Origin of the sequence: Aeromonas sp. OTU364 (genome assembly GCF_038440395.1) — a bacterium.
Classification (GTDB): domain Bacteria; phylum Pseudomonadota; class Gammaproteobacteria; order Enterobacterales; family Aeromonadaceae; genus Aeromonas.
This window is the reverse complement of the sequence record NZ_JASATR010000002.1, coordinates 302,614-325,920: the sequence shown is the minus strand read 5'-3', so window position 1 is coordinate 325,920 and position 23,307 is coordinate 302,614. Positions and strand designations below refer to the sequence as shown.

The window sequence follows — 23,307 nt, the reverse complement described above, 5'->3', positions numbered from 1 at the left end:
GTGATCCCCTTCACGCTTCAGGGCCACAAGCCGCCAAACTAGGAAATTTTCTTAAGTCCCCTAGGGATGGCTCTCACGCCATCCCCATCCCGCCTCTTTACAGTCGACCTACCTGATGTAGTTACCCGACCCCAGCGCAGGCGCCAGGGCCGGGCATGGGTTCAATCGACAGGGGAGCGCTCTGCAGTTCGCCCTCTTCCTGTCGCCCTTCCCGTGGCGTGACCTCCCATAACAGATTGAACGAGTTCAATACACAAATGAGGAACGCGGCGGGAATAGCGTCTATCTCGCAGAGGATGAACGAAGATGTTTAAACTGCTCGAACAGGTCCGGATCCCCACCCTGGACCTGCCGGTCGAAGCCCGGCGCAAGCTCTGGTTCAAGCCATTCATGCAATCTTATCTGGTTGTATTTATTGGCTATCTGACCATGTATCTGATCCGCAAGAACTTCAACATCGCCCAGAACGACATGATCCAGGAGTACGGTCTCTCCATGACCGAGCTCGGCATGATAGGCCTTGGCTTCTCCATCACCTACGGGGTGGGCAAGACGGTCGTCTCCTACTATGCCGATGGCAAGAACACCAAGCAGTTCCTGCCGCTGATGCTGATCCTCTCCGCCCTCTGCATGCTGGGCTTCAGTGCCAGCATGGGGGGCACGGGTTTTAGCCTCTACTTCATGATCTTCTTCTATGCCCTGAGCGGCTTCTTCCAGAGCTGTGGTGGCTCCTGCAGCTACTCCACCATCACCAAGTGGACCCCCCGCAACAAGCGCGGCACCTACCTCGGCATGTGGAACCTCTCCCACAACGTGGGCGGCGCCGGTGCGGCTGGTGTGGCGCTGTTCGGTGCCAACTACCTGTTCGATGGCAACGTGCTCGGCATGTTCATCTTCCCCTCCATGATTGCGCTCATTGTCGGCTTTATCGGCCTGCGCTTTGGCAGCGACTCGCCGGAGGCCTATGGCCTTGGCAAGGTGGAGGAGCTGTTTGACGAAGTGGCCAGCGAAGAGGACATCGCCACCGAAGAGCAGAAGCTGACCAAGTGGCAGATCTTCGTGAAGTACGTGCTGATGAACAAGGTGATCTGGCTGCTGTGCTTTGCCAACATCTTCCTCTACGTGGTGCGCATCGGCATCGACCAGTGGTCCACCGTCTACGCCCACCAGGAGCTCGGCTTCTCCAAGGAAGTCGCCATCCAGGGCTTCACCTTCTTCGAAGTGGGCGCCCTGGTCGGCACCCTGATGTGGGGCTACCTCTCGGATCTGGCGAACGGTCGCCGTGGTCTGGTGGCCTGCGTGGCACTGGCGCTCATCATCGCCACCCTGGGGCTCTACCAGCATGCCACCACCCAGTTCATGTTCCTGGGCTCCCTGTTCCTGCTGGGCTTCCTGGTGTTTGGTCCGCAGCTGCTGATCGGCGTGGCCGCCGTGGGCTTCGTGCCCAAGCAGGGGATCAGCGTGGCCGACGGGGTCAAGGGCACCTTCGCCTACCTCATTGGTGACAGCTTCGCCAAGCTGGGGCTGGGCATGATAGCCGACGGCACCCCCATCTTCGGCCTGACCGGCTGGACCGGCACCTTCGCGGCGCTGGACATGGCCGCCGCCGCCTGCCTGGTGCTGATGGCCTGCGTCGCCGTGGCCGAGGAGCGCAAGATCCGCCGCATCAAACGGGAACTGCGCGCCGCCGAGCTGGCCACCCAGTCCGCCTGATAGCCGCCATCCGCTTTATCTCCTGATATGCATTCGGCTCGCCCTCTGGCGGGCCGTTTTTTATCCGCACAGCCCCACACTCAAACGGGGCCACACCTTGCGCAAAGCGGCACCAGAGCGCCGCCAAGATCCCACTTTCACCCCGCACCTTTGGCAAAAGCCGCCCCATGGCGTTATCTTGTTGCCCCACCTCAATTTGCTTCGAGAGCCCATGAAGATCCTCGCCGTCACCGCCTGCCCCACCGGCATAGCCCACACCTACATGGCCGCCGAGGCGCTGCAAAAAGCCGCCGACAAACTGGGGCTCAAGATCAAGGTGGAGACCCAGGGCGCCATGGGGCTGGAGAACGTGCTGACCGCCCGGGAGATCGCCAGCGCGGATCTGGTGCTGATCGCCTCCGACATCGAGATCGAGCAGAAGGAGCGCTTCCTCGGCTGCAATGTGCGCCAGGTATCCCTGGAGTCCGTGCTGCTGGAGGCCGCCGCCGTGCTCAAAGCCGTCACCCCCGGCGCCTGAATGCTCCGCCGCGAGCTCACCTTCTGCTGCCAGCAGGGCTTGACCATCACCCAGGCCAAGCAGCTCTGTCGACTGGCCGGGCTGTTCAAGTCCCAGATCCTCTTCATCAACATCAGCCGTCGCCAGCGGGCAGAGGCGACCAGCCAGCTCGCCCTGCTCACCCTGGCCACCCAGCCCGGGGATCTCTGCCAGTTGCTGATCGAAGGGCTGGATGCCGAGCTCGCCCACATGGCCTTCACCTGCTGGTGCGTGGAGCTGGGCCAGCCGCTGGGGCGCCCCGCCACCTCGGCCCGGGCCGAACAACGGCTGACCGCCGCCCTGCCCGACTACGGTTTTTCCCTCGCCCAGCTCGGCCATAGCTCGGCCCCCCTCGACAAGGCGCTGGCGTTGCAAATCCTGGTGGATCTGCTGCCGGGGGAGCGGGTGCGCGACAGAGCCGCGTTGGAGCAGGCCATCGCGGATCGGGAGCGGCTCGCCGCCACCATCATCAGGCCTGGCCTCGCCATGCCCCATGTGATCTGCCCCGCCATCACCAGGCCAAGCCTCTCGCTGCTTAGCTGCGATGACCCCCTCCCCTGGGGATCGGCGCTCGGACCTGTGCAGACCATCATATTGCTGGCCATCCCGGCCGCTCTGGCCCCCGAGCAGCTGCGCCCCCTCACCCGGCTGGCCCGCGCCCTGATGGACGAGGTGGTCAGCACGGCGCTCTTGCACGCAAGCTCGGCCCCCGCCCGCCAGGCCATCGTCATCGACAGCCTGCTCGGCTGAGAGGCGCAGGCCTGCCCGGGTGCGCGCATCCCCGATGCCCCATGGCGAGCGCCGCCGTGATACACTCCGGCATCCCCTGTTTTTGGTATGCACGCGATGAAACCTGCCCGTCCCCGCCTCTCCCTTTCCGGCCGCCCCAGCGCCACTGGCCGCCTTGCACAGGATGAAGCCCACAAGCCCGGCCTTGCACGCTCGCGGGCCGGCACCCGGCAGGCGGGCGACGCCAGAGTGGCGGGGCAAAAACCAGAGGTGGCACCGGCAGATCGCAGGCTCTTGCTGCTGAACAAGCCCTACATGGTGCTCTGCCAGTTCACCGACGAGGCGGGGCGCGAGACCCTCAAGGATTACATCAGGGAACCCGGCATCTATGCCGCAGGCAGGCTGGACAGAGACAGCGAGGGGCTCTTGCTGCTCACCAACGACGGCAAGCTGCAGGCGCGCCTCACCCAGCCGGGGGAGAAGACCCCCAAGACCTACTGGGTGCAGGTGGAAGGCGTGCCGAGCGAGGCGGCACTGGCCGCCCTGCGCGCCGGGGTGGAGCTCAACGACGGCATGACGCTGCCCGCCGGGGCGCGCATCATGGCCGAGCCCGATCTGTGGCCACGCAATCCGCCCATTCGCGAGCGTAAAGAGATCCCCACCAGCTGGCTGGAGATCAAGATTGTGGAGGGTCGCAACCGCCAGGTGCGGCGCATGACGGCCCATATCGGCCACCCCACATTGCGCCTCATTCGCTACGCCATCGGTGACTGGACGTTAGATGGTCTGGCGCCGGGGGAGAGCCGCGCCCTGCCCGCCCCCGAGCTGGCGCAGGCACCGCGATCAGCGCCAGCGCACGGCAAGCCGCGGGCATCAACCAAACCCGAGGGCACTGGCAGCAACGAGCCCCGAGCGGCCCGCAGCCCCCAGGCCCGGCGACAGCCTCAGGAACCACGCCAGGAGCGAGGCAACCGCGAGGCAGACCCGCGCCCGGGCAATCGCAACAGCGGGCGCGGCACCGCCCGCCGCCCGGCCCGCACCAAGCCGTCAGAATGATGGCGACAGCGGATCTGCATCGAACGCCCCCGCCGGGGCACAGCCAACGAGACAAGGAGTCCTCATGAGCGATCACCCACCGCTGCCCACCCGCCTCACCGTGGCCGCCCTGGTACACTGGCAGGGCCACTTCCTGCTGGTGGAGGAGGAGATCAAGGGTCAGCGCCACTTCAACCAGCCCGCCGGCCACGTGGAGCCGGGGGAGAACATGATTGAGGCGGCCTGCCGCGAGCTCAAGGAGGAGACGGGGCTCACCGCAGCCCCCAGCGCCTGGCTCGGGGTCTATCTGTTCAAACCGGCGGACAGCGAGGCCACCTTCGTGCGCACTGCCGTCATCTTCGACCTTGAAAAGGCGCCGGGTCAGCACCATCCAGAGGATCCCGACGGCGATGTGCTGGCCTGCCACTGGCTCACCCTGGCGGAGATAGCCGAGTGCAAGCCCGCCCTGCGAAGCCCGCTGGTGTGGCAGTGCATCCAGGACTATCTGGCAGGCACCCGCCTGCCCCTGTCGGCGCTCAAGGCCTTTATCTGAGGCCAATTGAAGCCGTTTTTTGCCCATCCTGGCAAACGATGGAAAAACGATTTCCCGCCGCCAGGCTCCCGAGGGGAACGACGGCAGGGAGATGTGACCGGGGGCGCAAAACTCTGGTAGAATACGCCCCGTTTAAACGAACTGGTAACTTCGACTAATGACAGACAACAGCCAAATCAAGGTGATCGTCGGCATGTCCGGCGGCGTGGATTCTTCCGTCTCGGCCTACCTGCTCCAGCAGCAGGGTTATCAGGTCGAAGGCTTGTTCATGAAGAACTGGGAAGAAGACGACACGGACGAGTACTGCTCCGCCTCCCAGGATTTGGCTGATGCCAAGGCCGTCTGCGACAAGCTGGGCATGAAGCTGCACACCATCAACTTCGCCGCCGAGTACTGGGACAACGTGTTCGAGCACTTCCTGGAAGAGTACAAGGCGGGGCGCACGCCGAACCCGGACATCCTGTGCAACAAGGAGATCAAGTTCAAGGCGTTCCTGGAATTTGCCGCCGAAGAGCTGGGTGCCACCTACATCGCCACCGGCCACTATGTGCGCCGTGACGACAGCACCGGCCGCCCGCGCCTGCTGCGCGGCCTGGATACCAACAAGGATCAGAGCTACTTCCTCTACACCCTGAGCGAAAAGCAAGTGGGTCAGAGCCTGTTCCCGGTCGGCGATCTGGAGAAGCCGGAGGTGCGCCGCATCGCCGAGCAGCTGGATCTCATCACCGCCAAGAAGAAGGACTCTACCGGTATCTGCTTTATCGGCGAGCGCAAGTTCAAGGACTTCCTGGCCAAGTTCCTGCCCGCCCAGCCCGGTCCCATCGAAACCGTGGACGGCAAGGTGATCGGCGAGCATCAGGGTCTGATGTATCACACCCTGGGCCAGCGCAAGGGGCTTGGCATCGGTGGGCGCAAAGATGCCACCGAAGAGGCCTGGTACGTGGTCGACAAAGAGGTGGAGCGCAACACGCTAGTGGTGGCGCAGGGCGAACATCCGCGCCTCTACTCCGATGGTCTGATTGCGAGCCAGCTGCACTGGGTGGATCGCACCCCCATTCGCGAGCCACGCCGCTGCACCGTCAAGACCCGCTACCGCCAGCAGGATATTCCCTGTCTCATCCAGCCCATCGACGATGAGACCATCCGGGTCATCTTCGACGAGAAGCAGGCTGCGGTCACCCCGGGCCAGTCCGCCGTCTTCTACGACGGGGAAGTCTGCCTGGGCGGCGGCATCATAGAACAGCGTTTCAGCCATCCGGTTTGAATCCTTAACAGAAGGCAGCAGACGTGAGCGACAAATTCCAAGACAGAACAATGGCTTTCGCCGGCATCTGCCAGGCGGCCTATCTGGTGCAAAAAGTGGCCCGTGACGGCACCTGTGACGAGGCCTCCCTGCGCGAGAGCCTGCAAAGCGTGCTGGTGACCAATCCCAAGCAGCCGCTGGAAGTATTCGGCAGCCACCTCGCCATCCGCGACGGTTACCGCGCCCTGGTGGAGCAGCTGGGGGCCGACGGCAGCCAGAAGAACGCCGAGCTGACCCGCTACGTGGTTAGCCTGATTGCGCTGGAGCGCAAGCTGGCCAAGCGCAAGGACATTCTCAACATGCTGGGGGAGCGGATCGGACAGATCGGCCGCCAGCAACAGCATTTCGATCTGCTCGACGAGCAGATCCTGGCCAACATGGCGAGCATCTACAGCGATCTCATCAGCCCCATAGGGCCGCGCATCCAGGTGGCGGGCACCCCGCTGTTCCTGCAGCAGCCACTGGTGCAGCACAAGGTGCGCGCCCTGCTGCTGGCAGGCATCCGTGCCTGCGTGCTGTGGCGCCAGCTTGGCGGCAGCCGTACCCAGATCATCTTCGCTCGCAAGAAGATGGTGGAACTGGCCAAACGTTTCTAAGAATCGGCTCGAGCTCCGTCGTGAGAGGCCGGAAGCAAGGTGAAGCGCAGCGCAGGTACCGGAGTTTATGTCGATAAATAAGGATGCCGAGCAGCACATGAGCCTTGATAACGGTCTCGTAACAGGAGCGCGAGTTGATGAGAATCCCCCACACCAATCATCAGGAGTTCACCCCATGGAGCTGTCCGCGCTGACTGCTGTTTCCCCGATTGACGGTCGTTATGGCGACAAGGCCGATGCCCTGCGTCCCATCTTCTCCGAATTCGGTCTGCTGCGTTTTCGCGTCGAAGTCGAGGTGCGCTGGTTGCAAAAACTGGCCAGCCACGCCGGGATCCCGGAAGTCCCTGCCCTGAGTGCGGCCGCCAATGCCGTGCTGGACGGCATAGTCCTGAACTTCAACGAAGCGGACGCCGCGCGCATCAAACAGATCGAGCGCACCACCAACCATGATGTGAAAGCGGTGGAGTACTTCCTGAAAGAGAAGGTGGAAGTGAACCCGGAGCTGGCCGCCGTCAGCGAATTCATCCACTTCGCCTGCACCTCGGAAGACATCAACAACAACTCCCACGGCCTGATGCTGAAAACCGCCCGCGACGAGGTCATCAAGCCCTATTGCGAGAAGCTGATTTCCGAGCTCAAGCGCCTGGCCGTTGAGTACCGCGACATGCCGCTGCTGTCACGCACCCACGGCCAGCCGGCGACCCCGAGCACCATGGGCAAGGAGATGGCCAACGTCGCCTATCGCCTGGAGCGCCAGTACAAGCAGATCATGGCGGTGGAGATCCTCGGCAAGATCAACGGCGCCGTGGGCAACTACAACGCCCACGTGAGCGCCTACCCTGAAGTGGACTGGCACCAGTTCTCCGAGGAGTTCGTGACCTCCTTGGGCCTTTCCTGGAACCCCTACACCACCCAGATCGAACCCCACGACTACATCGCCGAGCTGTTCGACGCCATGGCCCGCTTCAACACCATCCTCATCGACTTCGACAGGGACGTGTGGGGCTACATCTCCCTGGGTCACTTCAAGCAGCGCACCGTGGCGGGCGAGATCGGCTCCTCCACCATGCCGCACAAGGTCAACCCCATCGACTTCGAGAACTCCGAAGGCAATCTGGGTCTGGCCAACGCCGTATTCCAGCATCTGGCCTCCAAGCTGCCCATCTCCCGCTGGCAGCGTGATCTGACCGACTCGACCGTGCTGCGCAACCTGGGGGTGGCCGTGGGTTACTCCCTGATTGCCTATCAGGCGACCCTCAAGGGCATCTCCAAGCTGGAAGCCAACGCGGACGCCATGGCCGCCGATCTGGACGCCAACTGGGAAGTGCTGGCCGAGCCCATCCAGACAGTGATGCGCCGCTACGGCATCGAGAAGCCCTACGAGAAGCTCAAGGAGCTGACCCGTGGCCGCCGTGTGGATGCCGAAGGCATGCGCACCTTTATCGACACCCTGGAACTGCCCGAGGCCGTCAAGGTCGAACTGAAGAAGCTGACTCCGGCCAACTACCTCGGTCAGGCCCAGCGTCTGGTCGATCTGCTGAAGTAAGCGGCTAAACCGAACCGGCGGGGGCTCTGTCATGACGGCAGGGCCCCCGTTGATTTTGGCCCATTCGATAGCGTCACAGGCTATCGGGCCATTTCAGAGCCCTTGCCCAAGCCCGATTTGGGCAAGATCTCTCACAAGATACGAGAAGCACCATGTACGAACTCAATCTGGATATTGCCCACTTCCTCGAGCATTACTGGCAGAAGCGCCCGCTCCTCATCAAGGGCGGCTTCACCGACTTTCAGGATCCCATCAGCCCGGACGAGCTGGCTGGGCTGGCCATGGAGGAGGTGATCGAATCGCGCCTGGTGACCCGCTTCGACGGCAAGTGGGCCGCCGAACACGGGCCCTTCGAGTCTTATGACCACCTGGGGGAAGAGAACTGGACCGTGCTGGTACAGGCCTGCAACCACTGGGCCCCCGAGGTGCACGAGCTGGCGCTGCCGTTCCAGTTCATCCCGGGCTGGCGCTTTGACGATGTGATGGTGAGCTTCTCCACCCCCCATGGCGGCGTCGGCCCCCACATCGACAACTACGACGTCTTCATCACCCAGGGCCAGGGCAAGCGTCACTGGCGGGTCGGCGATGCCAAGCCCCTCGAGGAGTTTGCCGCCCACGCCGCCCTGCTGCACTGCGAGCCGTTCGAGGCGATCATCGACGCCATCATGGAGCCGGGCGACATCCTCTACATCCCGCCCGGATTCCCCCACGAGGGCTACGCCATCGAGCCCTCCCTGAACTTCTCCGTGGGCTTCCGGGCACCGGACGCCAAAGCGCTTATCTCTTCGTTTGCCGATCACCTGATCGACAACGATCTGCGCACCGAGCGTTACGGCGACCCGGACCTCAAGCCCCGCGCTCGTCACGGCGAGATCCAACCCCATGAACTGCACCGCCTGCGGGAGCTGATGCAACAGGCCCTGGATGACGAGACCCTGTTCAAGGAGTGGTTCGGCACCATGATCTCCGAGGCCAAGCACGATCTGGACGTGAGCCCCATGGAGCCTGACTACAGCGCCGAGGAAGTGGCCGAGCTGCTGACCCAGGGCGAGCCCGCCATCAAGGTGCCGGGGCTGCGCTCCGTCTGGTTCAGCGGCGAGAGCCGTACCTGCTACATCGACGGCGAGGCCTGGACCCTGCCGAGCGAGGATGCGGCCGCCATTTCGCTCTTGTGCGACAAGGACATCATCACCCAGGCCGACATGGTGGAACTCGCCGATCAGGCCGGTTTCCTGCAACTGCTGACCCGCCTCATCAACCGCGGTTACTGGTTCTTCGGCTAAGCCTGCGCAAAGGCGCGTCCCCTGGGTGGGTGACGCGCCTGGTCGAAAGCTGGTGCCTCTCCTGCGTGGTGGCGGTCCAATGACTACACTGGGTGACGGCCAAAGGGGGAAAGGGGCCCTGACCCGTCGCCGGCGCGCTCATCTCTTGTTTGTCATTTAACTACATGGGATCGGGTCATCGACGGGGGCGAAAAATGGGAACCAAATGGCCTCACTCGCGGAAAATCAATTATTTTAGCCCCTAAAATCAGCTGTGAGCGAAAACGTTATCTTTCAAATTGAGGCGTTTTTAGCTCAAAACGTTGTTTCTGGATCATAAAAAGTATCCAAAAACTGGTGTATATTGCACGGCGGAAACTCCTTAACCATGAAGACTGACATGAAAAAGACCAAAATCGTCTGCACCATAGGTCCCAAGACCGAATCCAAAGAAATGCTCGGCAAGATGCTCGACGCCGGCATGAACGTCATGCGCCTGAACTTCTCTCACGGTGATTACGAAGAGCACGGCACCCGTATCCGCAACCTGCGTGAAGTGATGGCCGAGACCGGCAAGCACGCAGCCATCCTGCTGGATACCAAGGGTCCGGAAATCCGTACCATGAAGCTGGAAGGTGGCAACGATGTCTCTCTGGTCGCCGGCCAGACCTTCACCTTCACCACCGACCAGACCGTGGTTGGCAACAAAGACAAGGTCGCCGTGACCTACGCCGGCTTCGCCAACGACCTGCGCGTCGGCAACCGCATCCTGGTGGATGACGGCCTGATCGGTCTGGACGTCATCGAAATCACCGAGCGTGAAGTCATCTGCAAGGTGCTGAACAACGGTGATCTGGGCGAGAACAAGGGCGTCAACCTGCCGGGCGTCTCCATCAAGCTGCCGGCCCTGGCCGAGAAAGACAAGCGTGACCTCATCTTCGGTTGCGAGCAGGGCGTGGACTTCGTTGCCGCCTCCTTCATCCGCAAGAAAGAAGACGTGCTGGAAATCCGTGAGCACCTGAAGGCCCACGGTGGCGAAGCCATCCAGATCATCTCCAAGATCGAAAACCAGGAAGGCCTGGACAACTTCGACGACATCCTGGCTGTCTCCGACGGCATCATGGTTGCTCGTGGCGACATGGGTGTGGAAATTCCGGTTGAAGAAGTGATCTTCGCCCAGAAGATGATCATCACCAAGTGCAACAAGGCACGTAAAGTGGTCATCACCGCCACCCAGATGCTGGATTCCATGATCAAGAACCCGCGTCCGACTCGCGCCGAAGCCGGCGACGTGGCGAACGCCATCCTGGATGGTACCGACGCCGTCATGCTGTCTGGCGAATCCGCCAAGGGCAAGTACCCGCTGGAAGCCGTGACCATCATGGCCACCATCTGCGAGCGTACCGACGCCGTGATGCCGTCCAACCTGTCTGCTGCCAACGACAGCAACAAGCTGCGCATCACCGAAGCCGTTTGTAAAGGTGCGGTCGAGACCTCCGAGAAGCTGGACGCCCCGCTGATCGTGGTTGCAACCGAAGGCGGCAAGTCTGCCAAGGCCATTCGCAAGTACTTCCCGAAAGCCTGGATCCTGGCCATCACCACCAACAAGAAAACTGCTGCCCAGCTGGTCCTGACCAAGGGTGTGGTTGCTCACGTTGTTGACAGCATCGCCTCCACCGACGATTTCTATCGCATCGGCAAGGAAGCGGCACTGCAAAGCGGCATGGGCCTGAAGGGTGACGTGGTCGTCATGGTCTCCGGTGCCCTGGTACCGAGCGGTACCACCAACACCGCCTCCGTTCACGTACTGTAATCAGTCCTGAACCATTGAAAACGGCGCCTTGAGGCGCCGTTTTTTTTATCTCCCCCCCTGCTGCCTCCCTCGCGCCGGTGCTAGAATCCACGCGGATTTCCCCCCAGTGGGAAACCTCCCGAATCTCGCATAATCACCCGGACGTTTTATGCCCTCAATACAGTTCAGAAGAGCCTCGGCCACCCTGTTGCCGCTGCTCTGTTTACTCATCAGCCTCTGCGCCCCGCAAGCCATGGCGCAGGATCTGCCCCAGCGCGCCACCGTACAGCGGGCGCTCGATGCCCTCGGCAAGTCAGAGACCCTCACCGTCAGCCAGCAGGCGGATCAGAAGTTGCTGACCGATACCTTAGGCCTGCTCGACAGCATCGAGAAGGAGCAGGCCAAGGCCAAGGCGCTGGCACAGCGGGTTCGCTCCCTGCCCGGCGAAATGAAAGAGATAGGCGCCAAGATAGACTCCCTGGCCCAGGACAAGGGTCCTGAGCAGCTCAGGAGCGAATACGCCAGCATGAGCCTGGCGGAGCTGGAGAGCCGTCAGCCGGAGGTGCTGGCCAACATGCAGGATGCCCAGGAGGCCCTCGGCACCATAGGCAGCCAGATCACCAGCCTGCAGACCCTGCCGGAGCGGGCCCAGGCCAACATGAGCCGCGCCTATCAACGCAGCCAGGAGATCCGCACTCGTCTGAACTCCGGGGACGGCGTGAGCAGCGCCGAGAAGATGAAGCTCAATACCGAGCTGGCCTTGCTGGACTTGCAACTGGCCAACCTGCAAAAGGATCTGGACAACCGCACCAGCATGCAGGATCTGGCGGTCAAGCAGCGCGACTACCAGAGTGCGCGCCTCGCCCATGAAGAGCAGAAACTGCAGGCCCTGCAGGAGCAGAGCAGCGCCAAGCGCCTCGGCGACACCGAGAAGGCCGCCGAGCAGACCGGCGAGCTGGTCGCCACCCAGAACAACCCGCTGGTGCAAAAAGAGCAGGAGATCAACCACCAGCTCAGCCAGCAGCTCATCAGCGCCACCACCAACCTCAACCTGCTCGCCCAGAAAAACCTGCAGGCCAAGAGCTGGCTGGAGCGCGGCACCCAGACCGAGCGCAACCTGAACGAACAGGTGCAGATGCTCAAGGGCAACCTGCTGCTGTCACGCATCCTCTATCAGCTCTACCAGCAGCTGGAGGCCGCCCCCTCCACCCTGGTGAAGAACCTGGAAGAGCAGATTGCCGACCTGCACCTGGCCCAGTTTGAACTGAGTCAGCAACGGGATCAGTTGTTCCAGAAGGGCCAGTATCTGGACAACCTGATCGCCAACAGCAGGGAGACCGTCAGCGAAGAGGACAAGGCCATCCTGGTCAAGCTGATCGACACCCGCATCAGCCTGCTGGACCAGCTCAACCGCCAGATGGATGCCCAGCTGACCAATGCCATCAGCCTGCAGCTCACCCAGCAGCAGCTGACGCGCATCTATGCCTCCATCGAATTCACCCTGCAACAGCACATCTTCTGGGTCAGCAGCAACAAGCCCATCGATGGCAAGTGGTTCATCAACTGGCCGGGCCATGCCTACAAGCAGGCCTCCGACTGGGTGCTCAAGCCGGACTGGCAAGGCTGGGGCGACATGCTGCTGGCGGTCTCCCTGCTGGCCCTGCCGCTGCTGCTGGTGGGTGGCCTGCTGCTGTGGAAACGCCCGACCCTGGTCAAGCGCCAGCAACGGATCGCCAAGGATCTCGGCCGCTTCCGCCAGGACAGCCAGTGGCACACCCCGCGCGCCCTGCTCTACACCGTATTGCAGCGCCTGCCGGGTACCCTCTTCATCCTGGCCGCCGGCCTGCTGCTGGCCTATTGTGGCCTGCTGAGCCCGCGCCTCATCTTCCAGATCACCCTGAACCTGGCACTGGGCTACCTGGTGTTCAGCGTATACCTGTCGGTGATGCGCCCTGGCGGCATCGGCGAGAGCCACTTCCGCATCCCGCGGGACGAGCTGCAGGCCAAGCGCAACAGCATGCGTTACCTCTGGCTGCCCCTGCTGCCCCTCATCATGCTCTCGACCAAGGCGGTGGTGGAGCCCTCATCGCTGGGCAACGACGTCATCGGCCAGGCGCTGACCATGCTGTTGCTGGGGCTGACCGCCTACCTGGTGCTGCCCATCTCCCGCGCCCGCATCAAGGGCGAGGCCAGCATGCTGCAGACCATGACGGCCGTCGCCCTGGCGCTGGCGCCGGTGGCCCTGATGGTGCTGGCGGCGCTCGGCTACTACTACACCGCCCTGAAGCTGACCGGTCGCCTGATCGAATCCTTCTACCTCATCATCATCTGGAGCCTGGTCTATCGCACCGCCCTGCGTGGTCTGGAGCTGGCGGCCCGCCGTCTGGCCTACCGCCGCGCCGTCGCCAAGCGCGAACACAAGCCTTCGGAAGATGCGGAAGGGGGCGAGGCCATCGAAGAGCAGCCCATGGATCTGGAAGAGGTCAGCCAGCAGTCCCTGCGCCTGACCCGCATCATGCTGCTGCTGGTGTTCGGCGTCGCCTTCTACTGGCTCTGGTCCGATCTGGTCGCTGTCTTCACCTACCTCGACAGCGTGGTGCTGTGGCACAAGAGCGAGGGCACGGGTGCCAACGCCGTGCTCTACCCCATCAGCCTGAGCGACGTGCTGACCGGCCTGTTCCTGTTCGGAGCGGCCCTGTCGCTGGCCCGCAACCTGCCAGGCCTGCTGGAGGTGCTGGTGCTCTCCAAGCTGCGCCTCGCCCAGGGCACCGCCTACGCCTTCACCACCATGCTCAACTATGTGCTGATCGGGATGGGCTCGCTCACCGCCCTGGCCATGCTGGGAGTCCAGTGGGAGAAGCTGCAGTGGCTGGCCGCCGGCCTCTCGGTCGGTATCGGCTTCGGCATGCAGCAGATCGTCTCCAACTTCATCTCCGGCATCATCATACTGTTCGAGCGCCCGGTGCGGATCGGGGACACCGTCACCATCGGCACCATCTCGGGCACGGTCAACAAGATCCGCATCCGCTCGACCACCCTCACCGACTTCGACCGCAAGGAGGTGATCATCCCGAACCAGCAGCTGATGATAGAGCGGCTGATCAACTGGTCCCTGTCCGATACCGTCACCCGGGTCATCGCCCGGGTCGGGGTGGCCTATGGTTCGGATCTGGAGCTGACCCGCAAGCTGTTGATGCAGGCGGCCACGGAGAACAGCCGGGTCTTGAAAGACCCGGCCCCCATCGTCTACTTCCTCACCTTCGGCCCCAGCACCCTGGATCACGAGCTGCGCTTCTTCGTGAGCGAGCTCGGGGATCGCAACCCGGCCATCGATGAGCTGAACCGCCGCATCGACGTACTGTTCCGTGAACACGGCATCGACATCGCGTTCAACCAGATGGACGTCCACATCAAGAACCGGCAAGGGGACGAGCAGAAGATAGAGTCCCGCCCGAGCCTGCCGCCGCCCAATGGTGGCAAGCCGGCCTGATGCCGACCTCCTGCCCCTGCAAACAGGCTCCTCATTGGAGCCTGTTTTTTTTACCCGGGCCGCCGGACTTGAAAGCGGGAGCAGGCACCCAATATAGGGAAGACAACGGAATGTCACCCACGAGGAACTCATGGACTATCTCTACGCCGTGGTGCTCTTTGCCATCTCGGCATCGGTCACCCCGGGACCGAACAACATCATGGTGATGACCGCCGGCGCCAACTTCGGGATCAGGCGCAGCCTGCCGCTGCTCATGGGGATCTGCGTCGGCTTCACCCTGATGCTGTTGCTGGTGGGGCTGGGCTTCGGCCAGCTGTTCACCCTCTTCCCCAGCCTGCACCTTGTCATCAAGTGTGTCGGCACCCTCTATCTGCTCTATCTCGCCTGGCTGATTGCCCGCTCCGCCGACGAGGTGACGGGAGACGCCTCCGCCCGCCCCCTGGGGTTCCTCAAGGGCGCCCTGTTCCAATGGGTCAATGCCAAGGCCTGGGTGGTCGCCACTGGCGCCATCGCCGCCTTCACCAGCGCAGGGGCCGACTTCCATCAGCAGAACCTGACCATAGCCCTGACCTTCTTCATCGTCTCTTTCCCCTGCGTCGGGCTCTGGCTGCTGTGCGGCACCCTGCTCAAGCGCTGGCTGACCAATGCCCTCGCCCGCCGCCGGTTCAACCATGCCATGGCGGCCCTGCTGGCCCTCTCAGTGGTGCCCGTCATCCAGGAGATCCTGAGCCGGCCCTGACACCGCGCACATGAGCCCATCAAGAAACACAGGCCCCGAAGGGGGGCCTGTGTTGTTAGGTGTCAGCTATCACTCGGCGCGCATAAAGGCCGCCTAGCTGCAGGCACCGATCAGTTTCCAGGGGTCCCCTGCGCTCGGCACATTGCCACTGTTCCACCACTTGGCCTCATAGATATTGCCGTTGTAGGTCACCTGGTTGCCCGTGGTATACACAGACCCGGTGGCCCAGCTTGCCGGGCAACTGCTGCCCTGCTCGAAGCTGACCGACAGGCTATGGGCACTATTCACGGCAGGGAAGGTATAGCTACCAGCCACAGCCTGCGCCACACCATCGACGGTGAGGGATTTCACCTTGTAACCGGTATTGGGCAACAGGGTGACGGTGAAGCTGGTTCCCCCCTTGGCCTTCAGCACACCGTTCACCGGCGCCGGTGACAGAGTGCCGCCGACCCCAACGTTCACGCTGATGTCGAAGAAGACGGGAATGTCGATGGTAGCTTCGCTGTAGCTGCCGCTAAAACCGGCGAAGTTGGTCGCACTGAGGGTATTCACCGCCGTGTTCTTCAGCACTATCTGCTTGGCATCCCCCTTGGCATAGGGTTCAACCAGGCTGATGACCACGTCGCTCCCCTCCTGGCTCAGCCTGATGCCAGAGAAAGGCACCGGCTGGTTGCTCGGGGTGGTGATGACCGTCTTGGCCGGATCGAAGCGACTGACGACCAGCGTCATGTTCCAACCCCAGTTCAGCGAGCTAAGCGGCACTATATAGCCGAGGCGATCGTAGCTGCCGGTGACATTGGTGAACATCTCGGGCCTGATATCCTTGAGGGTCAACCCCACCAGCTCATAGGAGGAGTAGATGCCGCCATCCTCCGCCTGTGGGCCTATCACCACAGAGGTGGCCGTCTCATAGGCCTTCAGGTGTTTGAAGCCGATGCCGGCGCTGCCCGCAATCTTGTCGACCGCAGGATCGAAGCCCTGTACCACCTGCTTGCCCGAGTTCCAGGCCAGGGTGTAGATATCGGATTTGGTGATGACGGCAGCCGGATTGGCCTGCACCGACGCCGCGCTGACCCCCTTGAGCAGGACGCGCTGACCGGCAAACTGCAACTCGGCGCCATCGGCGACATCACCAATCACCAGATCCGCCAGGGGATCCGCCATGCTCCAGCCACGCAGCACGATGAGATCATTGCCCAGGGTGAACTCATTGACCGTGGTCAGGCCGTTCGCCTGCTCGTTGAGCAGGATCTGATCCTTGCCACCACCAGTGATGACAATGTCATTGCCCCAACCGGCTGTCAGCACCTCATCATAAGGTGAGCCCTGGGTGATGCTGTCACCCGGGGTGTCAAACAGGCTGTTGTAGTCACCAAACTTGTAGACGTACTTGGTGATGCAGGTCCCGAGCTCATCACAGGTGATCTGATCCTTGGTCAGCAGGGCGCCGACCCCCCAGGCGCCACGCAGGTGTGCCGCCGCCAGTATGCCTGACATGGTGGCACGGACCTGAATTGGCTGACCGTTGTCATCCTTATCGGGCCAGCTCTTGGCCAGGGCCTGGGCCCAGGTCATGTTGGCGTCCTTGAGCAGCTTGCTTATCACCTGATAGTTGAAATGCATGGCGTCGCGCATCACCAGCTCCTGCTTCTCCGGCAGGCGCAAGTCGGCCAGGGAGTTGACCCCATTCTTGCCAACGAAGGTGCCCTGCCAGCGGTTGACATCGGTCACATAGACCTTGTTGCCGCCCGAGCCCTCAATCTCGGCCAGGGCCTCGGTCTTGCAACCCACCCAGGTGGAGTCCGGCACGAACATGTAGAAGCTGTCGTACTCCTTGCCATCGACAGTCACCTGTTTCGGGCTGTAGTAACCGGCATCGATCAACACAGCTTCACCCAGCTGATAACCGATAAAACCCCAAGCGTTCAAGGAGTTGTACTGCATCTTCCGGAACATGGCCGCATCGGTCGGGGTGGCGGAATTATAGATATTGCCCACCCCCAGCTTGTTGAAGAAGCCGCTGATGGTGGTTGGCTCGGACAACATGCTGCCGGTCGAGCAATCCCGAACCAGACGACCCGGTGCCGTCACCTGGGCATAGGTGTAGACAGGGTTGTCGAGGTTTTGCAGATAAAAATCTGCCAGTGCCGGATTGATACCGGATTCAAAGTTGCGCAGCGCATCCAGGAAGTCCTGAGTGCCCCCCTTGGCCGCCAGAGCGGGGACAGCCAACGCGAGCAACACGGTTGCCGACACTATTTTCATGGTGCTTTTCAAAGCCTGAATCCTCTAATTAGTCCATTAATCACCGGGCAATTGCCCATGCAGGCTCCCAACAACAGACTCCTAGGAGAAATCCCCCGCCATCCGGGATGGCGGGAAAAGCAAAAGTTAACTGACCAGACTCACCGCCCGGCTGTGCTGGGTCGCCAGGGTGCCATTCAACACTTGCGCGGCGGCGCGAGCGCTCTCGGGGCGGGCCGAGTGGCTGCACAGGTAGTAGCGCACATCCGGATAACCGAGCAGGTCATAAGGGCTGCGCAGTGCCACCACTATCAGTTTCTCGACCTCGCGGCTGAGCCAGCGGACCAAGGCCTGGGCCTCCCCTTGGGCGAAGTCTTCTCCGGGCAGAGGATGGTGCTCGGTCACCACCAGCAGCCAGTCGTCGCCGACGGTTGCCAGCTGCTCGGGCGTCACGGGCAGCACCCGTCGAGCGCCCTGGTCCAGAGCCGCAAGGAAGTGATCGAAGGCAGGTTCACGCTGGTTGGGGCCTATGCCACGGGGATTGGTGAGGTTGTGATAGCTGGTCTGCGGGGTGGCGTTGAGCACATAGAAGGGCCCCTCGCCCAACTCGGGCACCTGGCGTAGCCAAGTGAGCGCCTGGTTGGCACAGCGGTTGGCCACCTGCTGGTTTGCCGCCATGTCGGTGGGTTGATAGAGCGCCATGGGCACCAGCTTGGCGAGCTTGAAGGCAAGGATGCGAGCCAGGGCGGCATCGATCACTGCCTCGTCCAGATCCCCCGCCGCCACCGCGGCCATGATGCCGTGGATCATGGCGAACTGCTTGTCGAGGTAGGAGTCGCTGTGATCGTAGTGCTCCTCGGAGAGCATGATCATGTTGATGCCCGCCTTGAGCGCCAGCACTGCCGCCGTGGCGGGGGAGTAGTGATGAACGATGGCCCCCATGTTCATGCTGTCGGAGATGATGATGCCCTCGAAGCCCATCTCGGTGCGCAGCAGATCCTGCAAGATGATCGATGAGAGCGTGGCCGGGTGCTGACTGTCGAGCTGCGGATAGAGGATGTGGCTGGTCATGATGAGATCCACCCCGGCATCGATGGCGGCCTGGAAGGGCCGCAGATCCTGCTCGCGCAACTCGCTGAGGGACTTGTCGACCCTGGGGATCTCCCTGTGGGTGTCACCCTGGGTGTCGCCGTGCCCGGGGAAGTGCTTGCCGCTGCCACAGATACCCCCCTGATGCAGACCGCGCACCGCCGCCGCCGCGTGCAACGCCACCTTGGCGGGCCTGTCCCCGAAGGAGCGGCTGTCGATGATGGGGGAGCTGGGATTGAAGTTCACGTCGCAGCAGGGCCCCAGAATGCAGTTGAAACCGGCGAGGCGCATCTCCTCGGCCATGGCCTTGTACATGGCTTCGGTACCCTGCCCGGTCTCGGCCACCCCGAGAGCCAGATTGCCGGGCCCAGTGGTGGACTCCCCCACCAGCACCCCCCAAGCCCCCTCCTGATCCACTCCGAGCAGCAGCGGTAGGCGACCCTGCTCGGCACCTATGCTGGCCAGCTCCCGAGTCAATTGCTGGGCCTCGGCGAAGGTATCGCCGTTGTCCTGGCTCAGGTAACAGCCTCCCAGGTTGTACTCGACTATCATGGTGCGCGCCTGCTCGGCGGACTTGCCCGGGAAGGCCAGGATGAACAACTGACCCACCTTCTCTTTCAGGCTCCAGCCGGAGATGATGCTCGCCACCTTGGGATCCATCTTCATGATCTCTTCCTTAAGTATCTGATAATAAATTTATTTTTTTCGCAGCTGCTTGAGCTGCCCCATGGTGAAGGTGACGGCGACGATGACGATGATGCCGCGCAGGATCAGTTGCTGATCCACGTTCAGCCCCATCAGGATCAGGCCATTGTTGACCATGCCCATGATGAGGGCGCCGATGACGGATCCCACCACCATGCCCTTGCCACCAAACAGATTGGTCCCCCCTATGATGACGGCGGCAATCACCAGCATGAGATCGCTTTCCCCCAGGGTGTAGCGGGCGCTTTGCAGCCGCCCCGAGTAGAGGATGCCCGCGAGAGCGGCGAGAAAACCGTTGAGCATCAGCACGTAGAGCTTGATGCGGTTGATGTTGATGCCCGAATACATGGCGGAGATCTTGTTGCCCCCGGTAGCCAGCACCTGCTTGCCGAAGCGGGTGTTGCGCAGCACGAAGGCGCCTGCCACAGTCACCAGAATGGTCCAGATGAAGAGCACCGAGATGGGCCCTATGTCACCCGAGCCGAAGATGAACACATAGAGGTCGTTGTCGATGGGGATGGATTGCAGCGAGGTGGACCAGCGAGCGATGCCGGTGATGATGCCGGTGGTACCCAGGGTCACCAGGAAGGAGGGAATGCCGACCTGGGTCACGAACAGGCCGTTGATGGCCCCTATCATGGTGCCCACCAGCAGCGCCGCCGAGACCGCCAGCAGAATGCTGTCCGTCTCCTGCAGGGTCAGCGCCGCGACTATGGCACTGAGTGCGACCGTGGCGCCGAACGAGAGATCTATCTCGGCGGCACTCAGCACGAAGGTCATGCCCACCGCCATGATGGCGATGGTGGCGGTCTGACGCGCGATGTTCATCAGGTTGACGGCGCTCAGGAAACCTTTGTCATGAAGCACCACGGAAAAGAACACGAAGATGCCGACGAACACCATGTAGATGATGTAGTCGCGCCAGTTGATACCGCGGCCCTTGGGCGCCGGCAGAGTTAAATCTTTCATCCTTGACTCCTTGCTTGTTATTGAACCGCCGCCAGCAGCGTCTCTTCATTCATCCGTCGCCCTTCCAGGCAGGCGACGACCCTATGTCCCTTGCTCACCACACAAGATCCCTTGTTCACCACGCAGGGCTCCTTGTTTGTCATTGAACCGCCGCCAGCAGCGTCTCTTCACTCATCCGTCGCCCTGCCAGGCAGGCGACGACCCTATGTCCCTTGCTCACAACACAAGATTCCTTGTTCACCACGCAGGGCTCCTTGTTTGTCATTGAACCGCCGCCAGCAGCGTCTCTTCATTCACCCGTCGCCCTGCCAGGCAGGCGACGATCCGCCCCTTGTTCACCACATAGATGAGGTCACAGAAGCTGGCGACCTCGGCATATTCACTCGACACGAAGATGGCCCCGTTACCGGCGGCGACATAGCTGTCCACTATCTTCATGATTTCGTACTTGGCATGGATATCGATGCCGAAGGTGGGATCGTCGAGCAGCAACACCTTGGCCTTGGTGGAGAGGCACTTGCCGATCACCACCTTCTGCTGGTTGCCGCCGGAGAGAAAACGCACCGACTGCTCGGGACCGCTGGTCTTGACCCCCAGGCTCTTGATCTGGGCCCGCACCATGGCGTCTCCCTTGGGCTTGTCCAGACCCAGTCCCTGGGTGAGCCGGTCATAGGCGGCCATCAACATGTTGTCGGCCACCGAGAAATCGAGCACCAGGCCCTGGCTGCGCCGCTCCTCCGGTACCATGTTGATGCCAAGCGAGATGGCCTGCCTGGGTGAGCGGATCCGCACCGGCTCGCCATCGATGCGGATCTCGCCCGCCTGGATGGGTGTCAGGCCATAAATGGCCTCAAGGATCTCGGTACGGCCACTGCCCAGCAGACCCGCCAATCCCACGACTTGGCCCGGCATCACCCTGAGGGAGATGTCGTGCAGCTGTGCATTCGAGACGCCCTCCAGCTCGAGCAGAGGCACGGCATCCACGGCAGACCCCGGGCGTGACCAGCTCAGGCTGGTGTCACCCTTGCTGCCGAGCATGGCCTCGACCAGTGCCTCGACGCTGGTGTTGGCCGTGTGGGTGGCGAGCACCGTATGGCCGTCACGCAGCACGGTCACGGCGTCGCAGACCCGCATGATGTCGCTGAGATAGTGGGTGATGTAGATGATCGACATCCCCTGGCCCTTGAGGGTGGCGATCACCTTGAACAGTTCGTTGATCTCATTGTTGGAGAGCGAGGCGGTCGGCTCGTCAAGCACCAGGATGCGGGCGTTCTGGGCCAGGGCCTTGGCTATCTCGACGAACTGCTGCTGACCAACGCTCAGCCGCCCCACCTCGCAGTCCGGATCAAGATCGACACCCAGCATGGCGAGCAGGGGGGCGGCACGCCTGACCCTGTCCCGGTTGGAGATGATCGCACCACTCTCGCCGCCGCCAGCCAGGAAGATGTTGTCGGCCACCGACAGGGTCGGCACCAGGCTGAGATCCTGATAAACCATGGCGATCCCCTCGGCCTGCGCCTCTTTGGGGGTGGTGAAGCGGCAGGGCTTGCCAAACAACAGCACCTCGCCACCGTCTCGACCATGAAAGCCGTTGAGCAGCTTGACCAGGGTGGACTTGCCCGCCCCGTTCTGACCGACGATGGCATGCACCTCGCCTCGCTTGAGACGAAACGACACATCCTTGAGCACGGGGATGCCGTCAAACCCCTTCTTGATACCACTCGCCTCTATGGCGTACAGCTCCATGTGATGACTCCTTCCATGAGATGGCATGGGCCACTGCCTCAGGGCAGCGACCTATGGACTTATTGGCTGAGTGCCTTGGTAACGGCGGCCGGTGGATCCCGACGCAGCGCCTGTTGCCAGGCATCGGCCAGGTTGTCGCGGGTCACCGCATCGGCGGAGACGGTGACGAAGGGAGGGGTCTGTTCTCCCAGCTTGGCCAGGGCCCCCATGGTGGCCAGGGTCTGGCCGAGGTCATAAGGTAAATCCGTCACTATGCCGGCCACGTTGCGACCCTTGGCCATGTCCAGGGCATTGGCGGCGCCCAGGTCCATGGTGATCACCTTGATGTCACTGCGTCCGGCGGCCCGCGTCGCGGCGACCACCCCTTCGGCGATGGAATCCCAGGGGGCATAAATGGCCTGGATGTCCGGGTGCTGAGTGATGAGAGCCGAGGCAACCACTTCACCATCATTGGCGTTGGCAATGCCCTGCTTGGCGAGGATCTGGACGCCCGGGTGATGCTTGGCCAGGTTGGTCAACACCGCCTGATCCCGCTGGTTGGTGACGTAGTAGTTCGCCTCGTGGTAGATGAAGCCTATCTTTCCCTGCTCGCCCACCGTCTTGGCCAGCATGTCGGCAGCCAACCCCCCCATCTCGAACAGGTCGTCGGTGACGATGCCGGCGTAATCCTTGCCATATTCAAATCCCGTTGGCAGGTTGCTGATCAGCACCAGCTTGCTGCCTTGCTGGACCGCGGGGCGAAAGGCCGCGGCGCCGGAGACGGGATCGACCACCAGGGTAAGAATGATGTCGGGAGCCATGGCCATCACGGTTTCCACGTCCGTCCTCTGCTTGTTGGCATTGAATTCGGCATCGGTCACCGCCACCACTTTGACGTTCAAGTCATGGAATCTGTCTTTGGCACCCTTGATGAGGGCACTCGACCAGTCGGAGGTGGTGTGCATCAGGATGGCGGCCGTGTAATGCTGGGCCTTGACCCTGTCTTGCTGGGCAGTAGTGAGTGTTACCTGGGTATAAGGGGTTGGTTGTTCGCCATTGGGCCCCAGTGTCGTGGTCGCCTCGGCGGCCTGGGCCCCGTTGCCGAGCAGCATGGCGGCGGTCAATGCCGCCAGTAAAAAGTGTGAGCGTTTTGCCAACATGGTATTCTCCCTATATCCATTGAGTGGTCGATAGGTATTATCTAGGTGTTTTATAGCCTGTAATGAGAGGTACCTCACTAAAGAGCGCGATGTTTTTGCGACTCAGCTCACAGGGTGTTCAA

The 23,307-nt window shown here is 62.2% G+C and carries 18 protein-coding genes; 12 read left to right on the top strand and 6 right to left on the bottom strand.

What is annotated here, in order from left to right:
* The first annotated feature begins 306 nt into the window (after positions 1–306).
* The 12 genes from uhpT (at position 307) to AAHB08_RS04275 (ending at position 15,293) form a co-directional block, all read left to right on the top strand.
* Complete coding sequence (gene uhpT / locus AAHB08_RS04330) at positions 307–1,713, top strand: hexose-6-phosphate:phosphate antiporter (protein WP_139439364.1); 1,407 nt, start codon at positions 307–309, stop codon at positions 1,711–1,713.
* A gap of 211 nt (positions 1,714–1,924) precedes the next feature.
* Positions 1,925–2,230, top strand: coding sequence for a PTS fructose transporter subunit IIB (locus AAHB08_RS04325; RefSeq protein WP_342058208.1), 306 nt, complete (start codon positions 1,925–1,927; stop codon positions 2,228–2,230).
* Entirely contained in the window at positions 2,231–2,998 is a 768-nt protein-coding gene (locus tag AAHB08_RS04320; RefSeq protein ID WP_342058207.1) for a PTS sugar transporter subunit IIA, read from the top strand.
* A 96-nt stretch (positions 2,999–3,094) separates the two neighbouring features.
* Positions 3,095–4,033, top strand: coding sequence for a 23S rRNA pseudouridine(2457) synthase RluE (rluE, locus tag AAHB08_RS04315; protein WP_446699508.1), 939 nt, complete (start codon positions 3,095–3,097; stop codon positions 4,031–4,033).
* Positions 4,034–4,097: 64 nt separating this feature from the next.
* Entirely contained in the window at positions 4,098–4,565 is a 468-nt protein-coding gene (locus AAHB08_RS04310) for an NUDIX hydrolase (protein ID WP_342058205.1), read from the top strand.
* Between the two features lie 157 nt (positions 4,566–4,722).
* Positions 4,723–5,829 (top strand): tRNA 2-thiouridine(34) synthase MnmA, encoded by a 1,107-nt coding sequence (gene mnmA, locus AAHB08_RS04305; RefSeq protein WP_342058204.1) that lies wholly within the window; start codon positions 4,723–4,725, stop codon positions 5,827–5,829.
* A 23-nt stretch (positions 5,830–5,852) separates the two neighbouring features.
* Positions 5,853–6,464 (top strand): high frequency lysogenization protein HflD, encoded by a 612-nt coding sequence (hflD, locus tag AAHB08_RS04300; RefSeq protein WP_139439358.1) that lies wholly within the window; start codon positions 5,853–5,855, stop codon positions 6,462–6,464.
* Positions 6,465–6,639: 175 nt separating this feature from the next.
* A complete protein-coding gene (gene purB / locus AAHB08_RS04295; protein WP_139439357.1) occupies positions 6,640–8,010 on the top strand; it encodes an adenylosuccinate lyase in 1,371 nt (456 codons plus the stop codon).
* A gap of 152 nt (positions 8,011–8,162) precedes the next feature.
* The gene (locus AAHB08_RS04290) at positions 8,163–9,293 is read left to right on the top strand and encodes a ribosomal protein uL16 3-hydroxylase (RefSeq protein WP_342058203.1); all 1,131 of its coding nucleotides are present in this window, start codon (positions 8,163–8,165) and stop codon (positions 9,291–9,293) included.
* A gap of 379 nt (positions 9,294–9,672) precedes the next feature.
* Positions 9,673–11,085: a pyruvate kinase PykF gene (gene pykF / locus AAHB08_RS04285; protein WP_202046793.1), complete on the top strand. Its 1,413-nt coding sequence runs from the start codon at positions 9,673–9,675 to the stop codon at positions 11,083–11,085.
* 148 nt (positions 11,086–11,233) lie between these two features.
* Positions 11,234–14,554 (top strand): mechanosensitive channel MscK, encoded by a 3,321-nt coding sequence (gene mscK, locus AAHB08_RS04280; RefSeq protein WP_342058202.1) that lies wholly within the window; start codon positions 11,234–11,236, stop codon positions 14,552–14,554.
* A 130-nt stretch (positions 14,555–14,684) separates the two neighbouring features.
* Entirely contained in the window at positions 14,685–15,293 is a 609-nt protein-coding gene (locus AAHB08_RS04275; protein WP_342058201.1) for a LysE family translocator, read from the top strand.
* Positions 15,294–15,386: 93 nt separating this feature from the next.
* On the opposite strand, the gene AAHB08_RS04270 is transcribed toward AAHB08_RS04275, so the two are convergent.
* The 6 genes from AAHB08_RS04270 to AAHB08_RS04245 all read right to left on the bottom strand — a co-directional run bounded on the left by AAHB08_RS04270 (position 15,387) and on the right by AAHB08_RS04245 (position 23,185).
* A complete protein-coding gene (locus tag AAHB08_RS04270; RefSeq protein WP_342058200.1) occupies positions 15,387–17,558 on the bottom strand; it encodes a carbohydrate-binding protein in 2,172 nt (723 codons plus the stop codon).
* A 126-nt stretch (positions 17,559–17,684) separates the two neighbouring features.
* Positions 17,685–19,292 carry a glycoside hydrolase family 3 N-terminal domain-containing protein gene (locus AAHB08_RS04265; protein WP_342058199.1) on the bottom strand — a complete coding sequence of 536 codons (1,608 nt, stop codon included), beginning with the start codon at positions 19,290–19,292 and terminating at the stop codon, positions 17,685–17,687.
* A 30-nt stretch (positions 19,293–19,322) separates the two neighbouring features.
* Complete coding sequence (locus AAHB08_RS04260) at positions 19,323–20,300, bottom strand: ABC transporter permease (protein ID WP_202046797.1); 978 nt, start codon at positions 20,298–20,300, stop codon at positions 19,323–19,325.
* A 17-nt stretch (positions 20,301–20,317) separates the two neighbouring features.
* Positions 20,318–20,443 (bottom strand): hypothetical protein, encoded by a 126-nt coding sequence (locus AAHB08_RS04255; protein ID WP_342058198.1) that lies wholly within the window; start codon positions 20,441–20,443, stop codon positions 20,318–20,320.
* A gap of 118 nt (positions 20,444–20,561) precedes the next feature.
* On the bottom strand, positions 20,562–22,046 hold the full coding sequence (locus AAHB08_RS04250; protein ID WP_342058197.1) for a sugar ABC transporter ATP-binding protein: 1,485 nt from the start codon (positions 22,044–22,046) through the stop codon (positions 20,562–20,564).
* A 59-nt stretch (positions 22,047–22,105) separates the two neighbouring features.
* Positions 22,106–23,185 carry a substrate-binding domain-containing protein gene (locus tag AAHB08_RS04245; RefSeq protein ID WP_197970377.1) on the bottom strand — a complete coding sequence of 360 codons (1,080 nt, stop codon included), beginning with the start codon at positions 23,183–23,185 and terminating at the stop codon, positions 22,106–22,108.
* Between the last annotated feature and the right edge of the window lie 122 nt (positions 23,186–23,307).